17 protein-coding genes are annotated in these 18,573 nt (G+C 37.9%); 2 read left to right on the forward strand and 15 right to left on the reverse strand.

Translation table 11 applies throughout. The annotated features are described in order from the left end of the window. Positions 1-100 precede the first annotated feature (100 nt). Positions 101-1,195 (reverse strand): Leu/Phe/Val dehydrogenase, encoded by a 1,095-nt coding sequence (locus C7B89_RS06930; RefSeq protein ID WP_048392303.1) that lies wholly within the window; start codon positions 1,193-1,195, stop codon positions 101-103. Positions 1,196-1,582: 387 nt separating this feature from the next. Here C7B89_RS06930 and C7B89_RS06935 point away from each other — a divergent pair, with 387 nt between their 5' ends. Continuing rightward, positions 1,583-1,819: a DUF2627 domain-containing protein gene (locus C7B89_RS06935; protein WP_004231186.1), complete on the forward strand. Its 237-nt coding sequence runs from the start codon at positions 1,583-1,585 to the stop codon at positions 1,817-1,819. Between the two features lie 47 nt (positions 1,820-1,866). Here C7B89_RS06935 and C7B89_RS06940 read toward each other — a convergent pair whose 3' ends face one another. The 14 genes from C7B89_RS06940 to nusB form a co-directional block, all read right to left on the reverse strand. Beyond that, positions 1,867-2,595: a glycerophosphodiester phosphodiesterase gene (locus C7B89_RS06940; RefSeq protein ID WP_048392302.1), complete on the reverse strand. Its 729-nt coding sequence runs from the start codon at positions 2,593-2,595 to the stop codon at positions 1,867-1,869. After that, positions 2,588-4,159 carry a DUF342 domain-containing protein gene (locus tag C7B89_RS06945; protein ID WP_048392301.1) on the reverse strand — a complete coding sequence of 524 codons (1,572 nt, stop codon included), beginning with the start codon at positions 4,157-4,159 and terminating at the stop codon, positions 2,588-2,590. The genes C7B89_RS06940 and C7B89_RS06945 overlap by 8 nt, the downstream gene beginning before the upstream one ends. Positions 4,160-4,920: 761 nt before the next feature. After that, entirely contained in the window at positions 4,921-5,712 is a 792-nt protein-coding gene (gene spo0A / locus C7B89_RS06955) for a sporulation transcription factor Spo0A (protein ID WP_016993890.1), read from the reverse strand. Positions 5,713-6,096: 384 nt separating this feature from the next. Beyond that, the gene (locus tag C7B89_RS06960; RefSeq protein WP_115673380.1) at positions 6,097-7,044 is read right to left on the reverse strand and encodes a SpoIVB peptidase S55 domain-containing protein; all 948 of its coding nucleotides are present in this window, start codon (positions 7,042-7,044) and stop codon (positions 6,097-6,099) included. Positions 7,045-7,166: 122 nt separating this feature from the next. Continuing rightward, positions 7,167-8,858: a DNA repair protein RecN gene (recN, locus tag C7B89_RS06965; RefSeq protein WP_115673381.1), complete on the reverse strand. Its 1,692-nt coding sequence runs from the start codon at positions 8,856-8,858 to the stop codon at positions 7,167-7,169. 33 nt (positions 8,859-8,891) lie between these two features. Then, positions 8,892-9,341 carry a transcriptional regulator AhrC/ArgR gene (gene ahrC / locus C7B89_RS06970; protein WP_004231170.1) on the reverse strand — a complete coding sequence of 150 codons (450 nt, stop codon included), beginning with the start codon at positions 9,339-9,341 and terminating at the stop codon, positions 8,892-8,894. Between the two features lie 100 nt (positions 9,342-9,441). Continuing rightward, positions 9,442-10,260, reverse strand: a complete 819-nt coding sequence (locus C7B89_RS06975; protein ID WP_004231167.1) for a TlyA family RNA methyltransferase — start codon at positions 10,258-10,260, stop codon at positions 9,442-9,444. Continuing rightward, positions 10,260-12,161: a 1-deoxy-D-xylulose-5-phosphate synthase gene (gene dxs / locus C7B89_RS06980; RefSeq protein WP_048392297.1), complete on the reverse strand. Its 1,902-nt coding sequence runs from the start codon at positions 12,159-12,161 to the stop codon at positions 10,260-10,262. The genes C7B89_RS06975 and dxs overlap by 1 nt, the downstream gene beginning before the upstream one ends. A gap of 163 nt (positions 12,162-12,324) precedes the next feature. Continuing rightward, complete coding sequence (locus C7B89_RS06985) at positions 12,325-13,206, reverse strand: polyprenyl synthetase family protein (RefSeq protein WP_115673382.1); 882 nt, start codon at positions 13,204-13,206, stop codon at positions 12,325-12,327. Between the two features lie 3 nt (positions 13,207-13,209). After that, on the reverse strand, positions 13,210-13,443 hold the full coding sequence (locus C7B89_RS06990) for an exodeoxyribonuclease VII small subunit (RefSeq protein ID WP_115673383.1): 234 nt from the start codon (positions 13,441-13,443) through the stop codon (positions 13,210-13,212). Continuing rightward, positions 13,440-14,798, reverse strand: coding sequence for an exodeoxyribonuclease VII large subunit (gene xseA / locus C7B89_RS06995; RefSeq protein ID WP_054549164.1), 1,359 nt, complete (start codon positions 14,796-14,798; stop codon positions 13,440-13,442). The genes C7B89_RS06990 and xseA overlap by 4 nt, the downstream gene beginning before the upstream one ends. Before the next feature lie 230 nt (positions 14,799-15,028). Beyond that, complete coding sequence (locus C7B89_RS07000; protein ID WP_048392294.1) at positions 15,029-15,844, reverse strand: undecaprenyl-diphosphate phosphatase; 816 nt, start codon at positions 15,842-15,844, stop codon at positions 15,029-15,031. 129 nt (positions 15,845-15,973) lie between these two features. Beyond that, on the reverse strand, positions 15,974-16,828 hold the full coding sequence (gene folD, locus C7B89_RS07005; RefSeq protein WP_054549163.1) for a bifunctional methylenetetrahydrofolate dehydrogenase/methenyltetrahydrofolate cyclohydrolase FolD: 855 nt from the start codon (positions 16,826-16,828) through the stop codon (positions 15,974-15,976). 31 nt (positions 16,829-16,859) lie between these two features. Next, on the reverse strand, positions 16,860-17,243 hold the full coding sequence (gene nusB / locus C7B89_RS07010; protein ID WP_004231146.1) for a transcription antitermination factor NusB: 384 nt from the start codon (positions 17,241-17,243) through the stop codon (positions 16,860-16,862). A 385-nt stretch (positions 17,244-17,628) separates the two neighbouring features. On the opposite strand from nusB, the gene C7B89_RS07020 reads away from it, so the two are divergent. Continuing rightward, the gene (locus tag C7B89_RS07020; protein WP_115673384.1) at positions 17,629-18,531 is read left to right on the forward strand and encodes a MerR family transcriptional regulator; all 903 of its coding nucleotides are present in this window, start codon (positions 17,629-17,631) and stop codon (positions 18,529-18,531) included. The last annotated feature ends 42 nt before the right edge of the window (positions 18,532-18,573 follow it).

Raw genomic sequence — 18,573 nt, forward strand, 5'->3', positions numbered from 1 at the left:
TTTAGAAAAACTTTAGCTTTACTTCATTAAAGCCCTAATTTCTTGTTGAAAATAGAAGAAGTCGACAATGCGACTTCTCTACATGTATCAACTGTCTAAATTAGCGACCGTGTAAAATATTTTTTTCATTTTTTAAAAATTGGCTGCGCGATTTTGCTACGCGAGCGATACGTTCCTCAGCTAAGCGGTTCGCTGCCACATATGTTGGAATGCCATCTCGTTTTGAAATAGCAAAGATTTTTTCAATACTATCATAAATGCCATCAACGCGTTTCATTGCACGTTCACGATTATAGCCATATAATTCATCCGCAACGTTAATAACGCCACCAGCATTGATTACATAATCTGGTGCATAGACGATACCTAATTCATGTAGGTAGTCACCATGACGTGAATCTTTTAATTGGTTATTTGCAGAACCAGCAATCACTTTCGCTTTTAATTGCGGAATTGTTTCATCATTTAAAATTGCCCCTAATGCACAAGGTGAGAAGATATCTACTTCTTGCGCATAGATTTCATCTGGTGCCACTGCAATCGCGTCGAAGTCATTAACAACTCGATCAATAGCTGCCTGATTGATATCTGTTACAACAAGTTTTGCCCCTTCATTATGTAAATACTCGCAAAGCTTGTAGGCTACATTTCCTAGACCCTGTACAGAAACTTTTAATCCTTCTAGTGAGTCTGAACCGAATGCTTCTTTTGCAGCTGCCTTCATACCACGGTAAACACCATATGCTGTTACTGGAGATGGGTTACCTGAAGAACCGAATGCAGGAGAAATTCCTGTTACATAATTTGTTTCTTCATGGATTAAATCCATATCTGATACCGTTGTACCTACATCTTCAGCTGTAATATAGCGGCCATTTAATCCTTGAATGAAACGACCTAACGCACGGAACATCTCTTCGTTTTTATCTTTAAATGGGTCACCAATAATGACCGTTTTTCCACCGCCAAGGTTTAAACCAGCTGCAGCATTTTTGTAAGTCATTCCTCGTGCTAAACGTAATGCATCTTCAATTGCATTTTCTTCCGACGCATACGTCCACATACGTGCTCCACCTAGTGCTGGTCCAAGTGTTGTATCATGGATAGCGATAACCGCTTTTAACCCTGATGCTTCATCTTGGCAAAATACCAATTGTTCGTAATCATACTTTTCCATATACTTGAAGATTTCCATGAAACTCGCCCCTTTGCTTTGGAAAGTGCATCCCCAAATGCCCATCCAATCAAGTTTTATCTAACAATCTAATCTTCATAGCGTCCTCACTCAGCAAATTCTGAGCTCCTATTCGGTAGTAGGTGTTTAGACCCTAATACTTAAAGAAGAAATTGTTTAGTAATGGATAATATTGCTCCACTTATTTTTACAATACTGACAAATTCACAATTTCGCAACTATTATTACATATTCTTATTTAAGTAAGAATTTTCTAAACATTCAGTTACAATTGCTACTTTCTGTCCTGTCACGTTTTTAGCTAAAAATATTATATTGGTTTATACCCTTCCTTGACATTCCCCCATCCACAGGTAAAATTAATCATAGGAATAAGGAGGGGTATACATGGCCCGTTTAGCTGCATTTATTGTAATGCTTATTCCAGGTCTTATGGCTGCAGGTGGCATTAAATTTATGCGTGATACATTATTTGGTAAGCTTATTTCACCATTCCCATTTTTATGGTTGCAATTTGTAGTTGGTGTCATTTTCTTCGTCATAGGCTTTGGGTTTTTCGCTGGATTTTTACTGCATCGCGATCGAAAAAACGGAAAAGTAGCACCACGCTTCCAAAAAAAATAAAAGAAGCTATCCAAATAAGTCATGCAAGACTTACTGGATAGCTCTTTTTATACCCGCTGCTGAGATGTGATAACTTTATCAGGATAATCCGTAATCCAACCAATAACAGAAGGGTGCGGATTAGTTAAAAATGGTTCCGTGCCATCAATAGCATAAAAACGACATGCTTTTTCACTTGTAACACAGGCCTCCAAATATCTTGGTTTGTAGTACCTTTTATGCATATGCACACTATCAGCCGCTTTATAATCAGCTAGAAGATCCCATTTTATTTTTTTCGTTGCAATAAGGGCCGTTTCAAATTCAGGTCTATGCTTTTTTACGATCTCTAAAAGCTCATAGTGAAAGGATGAAAAATGACTACCTTTTGGCAGAGCCAAGCCTCCAAGAAAATGAATTAGCCCACTCTTATTGTCCAAGATCGTTGATTTTAATTCAATATTCAACGGCATCTGCTGTATATTTGCCCATGCTAAAACTGCCTCAAACGCTGGCATTTTATAGGACGAAAATAGACGTCTCCAAGGCTTGCCAAGTTTAAAGCGCAGAAGCTCCTCCATCGTACAATCGCTCACCAATTTATTGGTGCCTACTAACCTCGATAATTGTGGATCATGATACACTACAGGTAATCCATCTTTTGAGAATTGAATATCTAGTTCAATCCCATCAGCACCTAGCTCTAATGCCTTTTCAAAAGCTTGAAAGGTATTCTCTAATGCATAAGCAGAAGCACCTCGATGTGCAAAAACAGGGATAAAAGCTGCCTTAGACATTTAACTCACCAAATTCTAGTAGGAATTTACCATTCGTCATTTTGCTTAATAAAGATGATTTTCTACCAATTTGAATATAAGTTCCAGGGTGCGCCTCTTTTGTCACAATAATCTCTTCTTTCCCTACATGACGCATTTCATCCATTAATAGTTTTATTTCACGATCTAATGTAATCGCTTCAGCCTTTAATTTAGTTAAGGCTTGTTTTGTTACCTCAAATGACGCTGATTGTTCTTTGGACATTTGATTGAGAAAAGGTAATAAATTTTTCATGCTATTCTCGTGTGCGGAAATCTCTGTTTGCAATTGTTTTAGCTGTGCTGCTTTTTCCTGCATCACGGTGTTATTTTCCTGCTTATTAATACTTTCTATTATTAAATCTGTTCGACGCTCTAATCGGTTTCCTGAAATGGCCGTAACAATCGTATTTTTAGCTACTGCACGTCCCCCAATAATTTTACCTTTTCGTTCATCCACATATATTGAATGAGCAGAAAGTTGTGAACCTAGTGCGTAAAAACCAATATGAATACTATTAGCTGCAAATAAATTTGCTTCATTTACATGTTTAACAAATATATTGCCGCCTGCTTCTACCACTGTTGAACCAAGCCCAAAGATGCCCCCACGAATATATACATCACCCTCAATGGATTTAATAAGCTTGGCACCGCTTACACCCTCAGCCCCTTCAATGGAAATATCGCCAGTCGCAATAACTGTATAGCCATTTGTTACTGTACCTTTAATACTAAGTGAACCATTAAATTCAAGGTTACCTGTTTCTACTCCTACATCACCATTTATAGGAAGGTGCCTGTTTACACCAATCATGCCTTTGACATCATCTAAAACGCCAGCAATTTTCGAGCGAATGACGATTTTTCCGTCTTCTTCCACTTCATAGGCAGATTTTGTATCATATTTGATAGGATAATCTCGTCCAGGTACAGCAGCAACTTCTTGACCTAGCACATTTTTCCCTGGTTTACCTAATGTAGCAGGAATCTTTTCACCTAGCCAAGAGCCTTCTGAAATTTCCGAAATAAAATTCATATCATAGTAATCCGCTTTACCGTCTTCACGAATGACTGGCTTTCTCTCGGGTTTAGGTAAGTATGTAATTTGTGCATCTATTCCTGCTATAGGTTGCTCACCTTGAGCAATTAAGAATGCTTTTCCTGGTTCAGCCTTCAATATATCAAAATCTAATATGCCATGTATAATTCCATTTTCATTGAGTGTTTCTCGGATTTGTTGTGTTAATTTTTCTTTATTATTTTGAATATAATCATGCGTTTCATATATAAAAACAGAGGCTGACATCTTATCACGTGCCACTTCTGCTTCAATGTTCGGAAGCCAGCGTCCAATTTCAACAGGATTGGTATTCTGGGTTGATAACACATTTTTTAAAATTGAAAAATTAGATAATTTCAGTCGTGGATGACTACGTAGGATGCTATCAAATTCTTTTAATGGGAAACCTGCGCTAAAAGTAAGCATAAATACCTTGCCATTTTCCTCAGAAATTTCGAAGTTTTCATTTCGAACTAGAATCAAGCTACCTCCTCCTTCCCTCTATATGTAAGTATATACAATCCACTTACATTTGTTTAGAGACCATTGTCACTACCGAGAAAGAAAATAGTACCACTTAATCATTAAAATATAAGACAATATTTTATTTACCCTAAAAGATTATAGATATTTAGTACTAATAAATTGTTTGTTTTTGAGTTTTTTTATTAAAATTACCGATAAATTCAAAGTAATTCCATCAGGCTATTTTGAATATATCATCTTCCAAGTACAGGTATCCACGGGTGCTTCCCACTAAACTATAGGTCTAAATAGGTCTTTTTAACTAACAATGTATTGATATTCCTTTCAATTCGGAAAGTAGAACCTAGTTGTATCAATTGCTGTCGATTCATATATTGCATACTTATTTTACCATCGAATGCTAAACGCACCTCAAATAGCTCTTCTGTTATCTGTGTGATTTCGAGCGAATTCATTCCCTCTAATTGAAAATTTATACTTTTTATTGTAATCACCTACTATAAGTTTGTAGAAAGGTCTCAAATGATTTTACTCTTCATCTTTAGAATATGACGTTAAATCCACTATACATGTATATATCGCGTATTTTTAGCTGATTTGACGTTCTTTTAACGATTTCAATGTTAAAGGTCAGCCACAGAAATTTCCACATTATTTGTTCAAGTAACAAAAAAAGCGCCCCTTTAAACTATAGATTTAAAAAGGCGCTATACTATGCGAAGTATAATTGCTGTATATGTTAATGATATATATCGGTACTAGCTAGCCATCATATCAATACGAATTTTGTCTGCGATCATGGCGATGAATTCGCTATTTGTTGGTTTGGATTTCAAGTGATGGACTGTATAGCCAAACATTGACGAAATGGATTCATAATTGCCACGATTCCAGGCTACCTCTATGGCGTGACGAATCGCACGTTCCACGCGGGATGGTGTCGTATTAAATTTTTTAGCGATTTCTGGATATAAAATTTTTGTCACAGATCCTAATAATTCAATATCCTCAAAGACCATTTGAATGGCTTCACGCAAATAGGAGTAGCCCTTAATATGTGCAGGGACACCGATTTCTTTGATGATGGCTGTAATCGTACTGTCTAATTGATGCTGATTTAATTTTTGAGGTACTGTCGGTTGTAATACGCTTGTCTTTTTCGGAAGTGTCGCCTTCTGTCCAGCACAATGTAAAATCTTTTGTACCAATTGGTCGAATTCAAAGGGCTTTAGCATGAAATAAGAAGCTCCTAAATCCACCGCCTGTTTCATGACATCCTCTTGGCCAAAAGCCGTTAGCATAATGACTTGAATTGATGACATTTTCTCATTTTGATACATGGACTCTAATACAGCTAAACCGTCAAGATGAGGCATTATTATATCTAGAAGTAAAATATCTGGTGTAAATTCCTCAAGCATTTGTAGACATACTTTTCCATTTGAAGCAGTTGCAATAATTTCTATTTCGGCATGTCCTTGAAAATACTGCTCCATTGTTTTTAATAACTCACGATTATCATCTGCAATCGCTACTTTTACCTTTGTCATTTCAATTCCTCCTTCTGGACTTGCTTTGAACACCTCAAAGCGATAACCTAAACCCCTAAATGCCGTTTTTGGCACACTGTGGAATTTTCGACATTTTTGTTTTAAAAACCTTTTCTATTTCCAAAAATGAGTATGTAGTCCGATACTTTCTTTTAATATCGACAAGTTACGCTAAATGACGCGACTTGTCGAATGCTCTTATAACTTATTTTAGATAAATTTAGTAGATAAAACTACAGTTTTTTTAAATATCATGCCTTCTTCAGGAAATTATCGGAAATACATGTTGGATTCGATGAAATAAGGGTAAAAAATCCGTGTAGTTTCCCGCGGCTTTTGTCCTGCCTGGGGAAAATTAAACGGATTTTTACCTTTCATACCTTTTTATGAAGACCTTCTTAACATTTCCGCTACTGTTAGCGCTGCACCTTTTTTCGGCTCCTCCACAAACATATGTGTCACAGCACCGACAAAACGACCGTCTTGGACAATAGGACTGCCACTCATTCCCTGCAAAATGCCACCTGTTTTTTCAATGAGCTTCTCGTCAGATACTATAAATTCAAGGCGTTCATTTTCCACTTTGGTAATTTCTATTGAAAAGGTTTCCACCTTACTGCCTTCAATGGCTGTATAGATTTCAGCTTTCCCCGTTTTTATATCTTTTTCATGCATAATTTCTATCGCTTTGGGTAATCTTTGTTGATAACCGTCTTCCCAGCGGCCAAAAATACCATAAATAGTATTTTTATCTATACTACCTAGACGTTCTTGATGCTTTTCAATGGAGGAAATTTTATAGCCAGGTTGGCCTGGTGTGCTTTTTCGGATTTGCTGAATAGAAGCTAAAAAAATGGAGCCAGCTCTAAAAACAGGGGCTTCTTGTAGGGTTGAATCGACAATTTGATGACCTAGTGCACCGTAATTTTTTGTCTCTGGATCAATATAAGTCAGTGTTCCTACTCCATCTGTTTCATCTTTTAAAAAGGAAATGACATGCTCTGCTTCTTGGTTTTGTAATTCCAATGTAATTTGTTGGCCTTCACTATTGATCGTCCATGTCTGTTGGCCATCTTTTGCCACAGCCTGCTTGGCATCAGCAAGAGATTTTACTGGTATATCGTTTATTTTTTCAATAACAGCGCCTCCTTTCATCCACTGATTGGAAGCTAACAGTACATCGTGTGCGACAAATACATGGGACAATTGAAGTTGAATTCCAATTGCTTCGCCCATTGGTATAAGCTTTTTGGCGGCTAAAGCTTGTATAGGCAACACTAATAAAAAGATGAGCATAGGCAAAATGACTAATTGACGCCAATGACGATTCATACGACACCTCCTTTTCATTTTTGTCTTTTTACTATGTGTTGTTGTGACGTTCTTATAAGCGGTAAATATTTGCGCAAAATGAAAAAAGCCAGAAACAGCTGAAACTGTTTCTGGAATAATGGTTAACGCATTTGTTTTTTTCGTTCATCTGCCATTTTTAAAAGCTCCGTGGCATGCTGTAGTGTCAACGCTGTAATTTCCGTTCCAGACATCATACGGCTAACTTCCTCTATACGAGCATCTTGATCAATCTCTGATAAGGAAGTAAACGTTCGATCATGCTCGACTTCTTTTTTAATGAAGTAATGATGATCAGCCATCGCTGCAACTTGAGGTAAATGTGAAATACATAAAACTTGAGAATTAACAGAAATCGCGGCAATTTTCTCTGCAATCGCCTGCGCAACCCGACCACTGACACCTGTATCCACCTCATCAAAGATAATGGAAGTAATTCCATTGGAAGAAGAGAAAATGGTTTTCAACGCTAGCATCATTCGTGATAATTCTCCACCTGATGCAATTTTCGGTAAAGACTTTGGTGGTTCCCCAACGTTTGTGGAAATGTAGAAGATAATTTGATCTTTCCCATTGGCATCAAAATAGGGTAATTCATCGAAATTGACAATAAATTTTGCTTTTTCCATATGTAATTCACGTAACTCTGCCATAATTGCTTCACTCAATTGTTGTGCTGCAGCTTTACGTACAGTTGAAAGTTCACTAGCCAGCTCATTGAGTACAGCTTCCATCTCTATCACACGTCGTTCTTTCACCTGCAAAATCTCATCACGATTCAACAGCTCATTTAACTCGTTTTTAATTTTTTCATAATAAGCCAAGATCTCTTCCACTGTCGAACCATATTTGCGTTTTAAAGTTTGCAACAACGCTAAACGCTGCTCAACCTCGTTTAAACGTGCAGGGTCAAATTCCAATTCATCTAACACATTTTTGACCTGATAGGCTGCATCCTGTAATGCATAAAACGCAGTTGTCACTGCCTCAGATGATTCTTTGAATTGCTCATCAACCGTTGCAGCATCTTCTAAAGCACCCATTGCTGTTCCGATCCAATCAAGCCCTTTCGTTTCGCCCTGAATGGCTTCATAGGCTGCACTAGAACGTTCAAAAATTTTATTAAAATTCATCAAACGACGGCGTTCGTCTAGAAGCTCGTCTTCCTCACCTAACTTTAAATTAGCTTCGTCCAACTCTTTAATTTGAAATTGATACAAATCGATACGTTGTGCCATCAACTGCTCATCAATGGATATAGAAGCTAAGTCTTTTTTGAGCAAACGGTATTCATCATATTGGGCGCGATAGTTTTTTTGAATCGGCGACAGCTCTTCTTCTGCAAACTGATCAAGCAAATTGATGTGCTGCTTTTCATCCATTAGCTCTTGATTTTCATGTTGGCCATGAATATCTATGAGACTTGCCCCAATGTCTCTTAGTACCGACAAAGGCACGAGCTTTCCATTCACTCGGCAAATACTTTTACCGGTATCATTCAAATCACGACGTAAAATAATTGTATCTTCTTCTATTTCAATGCCTGCTTCTTCTAACTTTTTCAGAACAGGATGAACTGAACTCGAAATTTGAAATAAGCCACCCAATTCTGCTTTTCTTGCTCCATGACGAATAAATTCAGTGTTGCCTCGTCCTCCTGCAAGTAAATGCACCGCATCAATGATAATAGATTTTCCGGCACCTGTTTCCCCAGTGAGAACTGTTAAGCCTTCTAAAAAGCTGACAGTCAAATCCTCAATGATGGCAAAGTTTCGAATACTAAGCTCTCTTAACACAAATTGTCACCTCTAAATCAAATTAACCATTTTTTATAGCATGTCTAACAAACGATTTTTTGTATTTTCACGCTCATTTTCATTTCGACAAATAATTAAAATGGTATCATCTCCAGAAATTGTACCTAAAATTTCCGGCCAATCTAAATGGTCAAGTAGGGAAGCAATGGCATTCGCATTCCCAGGAAGAGCTTTCATGACTAAAAAATGTGATGCCCCATCAATACTTACAAAAGCATCGGCTAATGCACGATGTAATTTTTGGACTGGATTGAAACGTTGATCTGCGGGTAGGCTATATTTATAACGCCCATCCTGTAATGGTACTTTTACTAAATGAAGCTCTTTAATATCTCGTGATACTGTAGCTTGTGTCACATTATAGCCTGCTTCTTTTAAAAAATCGACTAAATCATCTTGTGTTTCAATTTCATGATTGGCGATAATATCCCGAATCCGTATATGTCGTTGTCCCTTATTCAACGAAATCACCTCTTATAAATAATTGTATATGTGTATAATCACACTACCATTTTCAACAAAAAAGCACAAGAAAAAACACGGCTCTATAAGCGAGCACGTGTTATTTTAATGAATTATGCGCTTCTTCAACGAGTGCATTAAAAGCTGTATATGCAGGTAGCACTTCTTGTCCAATAGGATTCACTAAATGGAATAAAAATTCAATATTTCCTTCTCCACCTGTGATTGGAGAGAATGAAGCATCTTTTACTACAAAACCAACCTCAGTTGCCATTGCAGCCGTTTTTTCCAAAACTTCTAAATGTACTTTTTTATCACGAACGATTCCTTTTTTACCTACTTTATCTTTCCCAGCTTCAAACTGAGGTTTCACCAATGCCATAACATCCCCACCTGGCAGCAATAATGTTTTTAATACTGGTAAAATCAGTGATAATGAAATAAAGCTAACATCGATTGTTGCAAAATCAGGTAAACCTTCTGATAAATCGGCTGCCGTTGTATAGCGAAAATTCGTTTTCTCCATTACTGTCACTCGTTCATCAGAGCGAATTTTCCATGCTAATTGGTTCGAGCCAACATCTAGTGCATAGCAATGTCTTGCACCATGTTGTAAGGCACAATCTGTAAAGCCACCTGTAGAGGAGCCAATGTCAAGCATTAGCTTCCCTTCTACAGACATATCAAAAATTTGTAGCGCCTTTTCTAATTTAAGGCCTCCACGACTCACATATTTTAAATCTGAGCCCTTTACTTGTAGCGGTGCATCGACGGCAATTTTCTCGCCTGCCTTATCAATTCGTATTTCATTTGAAAAGACAAGGCCTGCCATAATGGACCGTTTTGCTTTTTCTCTTGTTTCACATAGTCCACGCTCTACAAGTAAAATATCTACACGTTCTTTTGGTTGTTTTGTCATTATTTATTCAAACCCACTTGCTGTTTTTGTTGAAGTAATACATGCATACGTGCAACCGTATCTTCTGCTGTCATATGAATTTCTGCGAGTAGCTGATCTACGTTACCATGCTCAATATATTGATCTGGGATGCCCATTCGATCAACTAGCGCATTTAAATAGCCGTGGTCATGAGCAAACTCTAATACACCACTACCAAATCCACCTTGTAGAACAGCTTCTTCAATTGTTAAAATCGGTTTTTGACTAGATAATATACGGTGTAGCATATCCTCATCCATCGGTTTGATAAAGCGTGCATTGACCACTTCAATATCGATTCCTTGTTGCGCAAGCATTTCAGCAGCAGCCATTGCCATTGGAATCGTTGTTCCAAATGTCAAAATAGATGCATCTTTCCCCTCACGTAAAACTTCCCAGCTACCAATTGGTAAAGCTATAAGCTCATCATCTAATGGCACACCAATTCCATTACCACGTGGATAACGAAGTGCAATTGGACCACCATCATAATCAATTGCTGTTTTTACCATATGTTGCCCTTCATTCTCATCCTTTGGCATCATGATTGTCATGTTTGGAATATGACGAAGGAAAGCAATATCAAATACACCTTGATGTGTTTCCCCATCTGCTCCCACTAAACCAGCCCGATCAATACCAATAAAGACATTTAAATTCGGGCGAGCAATATCATGCAATACTTGGTCATATGCACGTTGCAGGAAGGTAGAATAAATCGCTAAAAATGGCTTCATCTTTTGCGTAGCTAATCCTGCAGCCATCGTTGCCGCATGCTGCTCCGCAATCCCTACATCAAAGAAACGATTTGGGAAGTCCTTTTGAATACCTTGTAGCTTTGAACCTACAGGCATGGCAGGTGTAATCGTTACCACACGCTCATTTTCATGAGCAATTTTACGAACCGTCTCAGCAATTAAACTACTCCAAGCTGGTCCAGTAGTCTCAGACTTCACAAAGGCACCATTTTCAATTTTATAAGGACCTGTTCCATGCCAATTCCCGATTGTATCATCCTCGGCTGGTTTATAGCCCTTTCCTTTTTTCGTAATAACATGAACAAGGACTGGCCCTTTTACTTTTTTCGCATGTGATAATGTCATTTCAAGCGCTTCAAAATCATGTCCATCAATTGGACCAAGATATTTAAAACCTAGCTCCTCAAAAAACACTCCAGATACTACTAAATATTTTAAGCTATCCTTTACGCGTTCAACAGTAGAGGCAAGCTTTCCACCTAATACAGGAATCTTATTAATAAGTGATTCCAGCTCTTCCTTGGCTTTTGAGTACTCCTTGGCTGTACGTAAACGACCTAAAACATTGTGTAATGCACCAACATTTGGTGCAATCGACATTTCATTATCATTGAGGATGACAATCATATTTGTTTTTGCATGGCCAATATGATTTAATGCCTCAAGTGCCATACCACCTGTTAAAGCCCCATCACCAATAATAGGAATAACAAAGTTGTTTTCTTTTTTTATATCACGTGCTGCTGCCATACCCATGGCTGCTGATAAAGATGTCGAGCTATGACCTGTTTCCCACTCATCATGTTCACTCTCCACGCGCTTTGGAAATCCACAAAGCCCTTTGAACTGACGTAGTGTGTCAAATTGACTCGCACGACCTGTTAAAATTTTATGCACGTAAGCTTGGTGGCCAACATCCCACAAAAACTTATCTTTAGGACTGTCAAACATTTTATGCAGCATCATCGTTAACTCAACTACGCCTAAATTCGGCCCGATATGCCCACCTGTGACAGAACATTTTTCGATTAAGAAGGTACGAATTTCTTGGGCAAGCTGCTCAAGCTCCTTCTTATTTAAGTTTTTTAAAAAGGATGGACTAGTTATTTTATTTAAATCCACCTTTCTCACACACCTTTTCAATAAAATATTCACCGCAATTGTGTTTCCACCATTATAGCAGTGTTATCAATATGCTAAAAGTACGAGCACTTCATTGTTTACATATTGCAAACGTTCCCACCTATTCTAGCATATTCTTTTCCTTCAACGCCTTGATTTTCTCTTAGTTTTTACGATGAACTATATAAGCAGCAAAGTCACGTAATAGGCTGACATCTATTGGTAATTGATCGAGTGCGTTAATGGCATGTTGATAATGCTCAGCAAGCTTTTCTTTTGCTCCCTCTAGGGTTAAGAGTGCTGGATAAGTGCTTTTATCACTAGCGACATCTTTTCCAGCTGTTTTTCCTAGTTCTTCAGTCGTTCCCTCAATATCTAAAATATCGTCTTGAATTTGGAAAGCTAAACCAATATGGTGCGCATATTCTTTCAATGTAGCACGGTCTTGTGCTGATACATCTGCAAGTACGGCTCCCGCTTCAATACTAAAACGCAATAAAGCACCTGTTTTATTGACATGGACTTGTTCCAATTCAGCTAAATTAAGCTGACGTTGCTCCCCTTCCATATCTAGTACTTGACCACCAACCATGCCTTCTGCACCTGCTGCAACGCTTAGCAACTGGACAAGCTCAATACGCTTTTCAGCAGAGATATCCATGCGTGCTAAAATGCCAAATGCCAGTGTGTTTAATGCATCACCAGCAAGCGTAGCCAGCGCTTCTCCATAAACTTTATGATTTGTTGGCTTGCCTCTTCTAAAATCATCATTATCCATGCTTGGTAGATCATCATGGATTAAAGAATATGTGTGAATGATTTCAATAACCGAACCGACAATCAAACCGTCCTGAAGATTTTCACGGTAAAGCTCTAGTACCGCTAACACAAAAAGCGGACGAATTCGTTTACCCCCTGCCTTTAATGAATAAAGCATGGATTCCTTTAAATCTGCTGGTGCATCAATTTGTTCAACAAGTGCAAACATCGTCTCTTCAATTTGTGGTGTATTGCTTTCAATAAAGTACTTTAATGGCTCATTCATTTCCTAATTCTCTCCCTTTAGTGGATCAAATGCTGTTGTTTCACCATTCTCTTGGACAATTGATACAAGCTGCTCCTCAGCATGTTGCAGCTTACTATGGCAAAACTTTGATAGCTCCATTCCTTGCTTGTATAAATCAATCGCATTTTCCAATGGCACATCACCCTGTTCTAACTGGCGAACGATTTCTTCTAGTGCCGTCATGGCTTCTGCAAATGTTTGTTGTTTTTCAGTCACAACAATTCCCCCTCATTCTTTGGCAAGATATTCGTCACGTTAGCCACAACCTTTCCATCATGGAAAGTCAGTGTCAGTTGATCTTGCTTTTGCACCTCAGTGGATGATTTGATCATTTGCTGATCTTTATATGCTACTGTAAATCCTCTTGTTAGAATGGACAGTGGATTTAAAGCTTCTAATGTTCTAACGGTTGACTCAAATTGTTGTTGCTTTTTTGCCACATAATACGTTGTAGCACGTGATAATTGTTGAACGCGCGCTTCAAGCTCTCTCTGATGAAAAGCAAGTGCCTTTTTGGGTGAATGTTGCTCCACCGTACTATGTAATTGTTGAAGTTGGGCAGCTTTTTTCATCAAGCTCACTTGCATTGCTGCCTGTAATCCTGACTCAAGCTGTGCCAATCTTTCTGTAAAAGGTCGATAAAGTCTTTCTGGCATTGACAATGGATAAGACTGCTGGAGCTTATTTAGACGTTGTCGCTCTGCCATAAGTTGCGACCTAACCATTTGATGTAGCTGTGATTTCTGCGTAAGCACGCGTTGGTAGAGATCCGCTTGATCGGGCACAGCCAACTCAGCAGCAGCTGTTGGAGTAGGTGCACGTAAATCGGCTACATAATCGGCGATCGTTGTATCTGTTTCATGGCCAACCGCACTAATAATAGGAATTCGGCTTTCAAAAATAGCTCTTGCCACAATTTCTTCATTAAAAGCCCATAAATCCTCGATGGAGCCTCCTCCTCGCCCGACAATCAACACATCACAGCTTGCCTCTTGATTAGCACGTTGAATATTTTGCACAATATTCGGTGCAGCCTGAGCTCCTTGTACAAGGGTTGGATAAATCAAAATTTCAGCAAGTGGGTAACGCCTCTTTAAGGTTGAACAAATATCCCGTATAGCTGCACCAGTTGTTGACGTGAGCACACCAATTTTTTCAGGAAATTTTGGTATCGGTTGCTTCCACTCAGGTTTAAAAAGACCTTCTTTTTGTAATTGCTCTTTTAATTGATTGAAGGCAACAAATAAGCTACCAATGCCATCTGGTTGCATTTCCTGTACATATAGCTGATAGGTTCCATAGCCTTCGTAAACGTTTACATCCCCTCGGATAAATACTTGCATACCTTCCTTTGGTTCAAACGCTAATTTGGTAGCCGCTGCTTTAAACATCGTCGCAGCTATTCGGGCACCATCATCCTTTAATGTAAAGTAAATATGGCCGGATTGATGAATTTTCACATTTGATAATTCACCTTTTACATACACTTCACGCAAATGTGGATCTGCATCGAATTTTCGTTTAATATATTTTGTTAACGCTTTTACTGTTAAATAAGAAGCAGAGGACATGTTTTCGGCTCCTTTACTAAAATCAAGTTTTTCACAAAACTACACCTATCATAACATTTTTTGCAGTCGTTGACGTGCCAAAATGCAGTTTCGATAGAAAAAATGACTGTCTTTCTTCTATCGAAAAACAACTATAACACATTCCTACACGTTCTCACTATTAGAAATCGTATATTATGACAAATAACAAACAAAGCCCCATAACTTCATACGTTATGAGACTTTATATTTTAATAAAATAGTAATAAAAGAGTTCCTACAATAAAACAATAATACGTAAAGTAGCTAAGTTTGCCACTTTTCATAATGCCCATAAACCAACGCATCGCAAAATAAGTCATAATGAGTGTTGCCAAGAAAGTGGCGGCATATGGAAGAGCTAAGGCACCTTTATTCGGCTCGTCTAAAAAATCTGTAATGCCAAGGACTACCCCACCCAAACTTACAGGAATATAAAGCATAAAGGAAAAACGTAAGGCTGTATCCTGCTTCATCCCTACTGCTATGGCGGAAATAATCGTAGCTCCAGAACGGCTAATGCCTGGCGTTAAAGCAACTGCTTGCCCCAGCCCTACAATGATGGCATCTTTAGCACGTAAATCTGCATCTTTCTTCTTGCCACGCATATTACGAATTAACCATAATGCAGTCCCTGTCACAAATAGCATGAGCGCAATCGTCGTCATACTTACGTTATCTGCAATAACATCACTTAATAACACCCCTAAAACGCCAGCAGGAATTGAACCGATGACAATATAGAGCGCAAAGCGAAAATCTGCGTTATACCGCTTTTCTCTAGTTTTCAAGTAAAGAAAAAAATGACTGATTAGACGAACAATATCCTCACGATAAATATACATAATAGCAAGTAACGAAGCTGTATTGGTTAAGATGGCAAAAGTAAAACCTTGTTCACCTAGTCCCAGCATTTCGCTAGCAATCATTACATGTCCACTCGACGATACAGGAATTGGCTCTGTAAAACCTTGGACAAGTCCAATAATGATATGCTTGACAATTAACATAATATCGATATTTTCCATAAAAACCTCCTCCTCAGTATGTATGTCCCAAACGTTACATTAGACGACATAATCGAAGAAAAGTTCTGAATTTACACAACAAAAAAGTCACCTCACACAATGTTGAGATGACTTTCTTCAAAAGGTTTTTTATTTTGCAAGCGTATTTTCAGCTGCTTGCACTGTGTTGAATAGTAACATTGTGATGGTCATTGGTCCTACACCACCTGGTACAGGCGTAATATGAGACGCAATTCCATCTACTTCTGCAAAGTTTACGTCACCGCATAATTTATTGTTGTCATCGCGATTAATGCCTACATCAATAACAACAGCCCCTTCTTTCACGTGCTCTTTTGTAATAAAGTTTGCACGTCCAACTGCGGCAATTAAAATATCTGCTTGTTTTGTAAATGAAGGTAAATCTGGCGTTTTAGAGTGTGTATAGGTTACCGTTGCATCCTTTTGTAAAAGTAGTTGTCCCATTGGTTTACCAACGATATGACTGCGACCTACGATTACAGCATGCTTTCCTGCGATTTCAATTCCTGAATACTCAAGAAGCTTCATCACGCCAAATGGTGTACAAGGTAAAAATGTTTCTTGGCCAAGCATCATTTTCCCAACGCTTACAGGTGAGAATCCATCGACATCCTTCTCGACAGCAATCGTTGCAATGACTGTATCCTCATCAATATGTTTTGGGAGTGGTAATTGAACTAAAATACCATGAATATCCTCACGTTGATTTAAAAGCTCAATTTGTGCTAGTAATTCCTCTTGCGTTGTCTCTTCGGGTAATTTAATGAGTTCTGAAAACATACCAATCGCTTCACAAGATTTTTGTTTATTTCTCACATATGTAGCTGATGCCTGGTTGTCTCCAACTAACACAACCGCTAAACCAGGTGTCAATCCTCGCTCTTTTAAACGAATGACACGCTCTGCTACAGCATTACGAATTTCTTGACCAATCTCTTTACCATTAATAATTGCACTTGACATAAACCTTCGTTACTCCTTCCAATTCAACACATTATTCTTGTTCTGTAAATTTAGAAAGTACACCATTGACGAATTTAGATGAACTATCATCGCCAAATGTTTTACATAACTCGATTGCTTCGTTTAGTACTACTCTTTTTGGTGTTTCTGGCATGTATAACAATTCATATACAGCTAAACGTAAAACCGTTCTTTCAATTTTGGGTAGACGGGCAAGTGACCACTTTTCAAGATGCTGTTCTAATGTAGCATCGATTTCCTCCAAATGTTCAGCTGTTCCATTTACGATCTTTTCGTAGAAGGCATTGGTAGGTTGACCTTTAATATGGCCCATTGCTTCTTCAACTGTTAGATCCGTATTGTCTAGCTGAAACAAAACTTGCAACGCTTTTTCGCGTGCTTCATGTCGTTTCATGTAAAGCTCTCCTTCTTAAGTGGCATTAAGGTTTATAATAGCATAAAATCACATGAGAAACACGATTTCAAGCAAGTTTTCAATAATCTGAACCTTTTTCAAGGAACTTTTTGTTTAAGCCCACTTCTCATCGAATAGTGGTATTCCAAAAATGAATGTTTCCTGTTCGTAATGGTATAATAAAGAAAAAACTTTAGAGGTGTCACAATGCAAACTGAAGCTATATGTCTTAGCTGCAAAAAACATTTAAAATGGTTGACAGTGAAGAACAATATCAACAAATGAAGGAACGTACATCTCACCTATTTTACTGGGTGGATGCAAGCATAAAATTCGTTTTGATGCCATTCGAAACTTTTTTAGCTTTTATTAGTGGAGGCCATTTATGAAGGAACATTATTATACGATAGGTGAGGTTGCCAAACTTTCAAACTTATCGGTTCAGACATTACGTTATTATGATCAAATTGATTTATTTAAGCCTGCTTATATCGATACCTTCACCAATTATCGGTATTATAAAGGCAATCAGCTATTCTATTTAGACATTATAAAGTCCCTTAAATATATCGGCGTGACGCTCGATGATATAAAAAAAGCACTTAGATTAACCTCAGAGGAATTGCTTGATTTTTTAGCTCAGCAGGAGCTACGCATCAATGAAAAAATTTCACGTTTAAACGAAGCAAAAAATACCTTACTGAAAACAAAAAAGCAATTACAAGAGCAAATTGATATCCCAGTTTTCGGTGAGATTTATGTGCAAATAGAGGAAGCAATGCCCGTTCTTCAAGTAACCACTACTGAATTAACACCGACATCGAGCACCAGTACATACTATGCCACTTTAATTAAAATCATCGAAAAGGAAGGCAGTGTCTTAAACAGTCGTTATGGTTGTATTTATCCACTAGAGCCTTATAAAGATGTCAATGACATCATTTATGATGCTATTTTCACTCCCCTATTAACGGAGCGCACATTTTCGCAGCTTTCACCAAACATACAACAAACCATTATTCCTGGCGGTAAATATGTATGCATTGCCTTTATTTACGATCCTGATACTTATTTTTCATTCTATGAAAAGTTGAGAAATCATGTATTAGCTCAGGAGGAACTATTTGAGTCGCAAGTGTATGAGCTATACATGCCAGCAACGCTCACTATGGAACAAGAAAAGAAATTTATAGTAGAATTAAAGATTAGGCAAAAACAAGAGACACAAAATTCCTCCGAAAAAGTAGTGGCGCATTCGTATAACTCTCAGCCAGAACTCCCAAACTGATAAAAATTTTAAAAAATAAAAACAAATCTTTTGACCCTATAG

The organism is Lysinibacillus capsici (genome assembly GCF_003367505.1).
Classification (GTDB): domain Bacteria; phylum Bacillota; class Bacilli; order Bacillales_A; family Planococcaceae; genus Lysinibacillus; species Lysinibacillus capsici.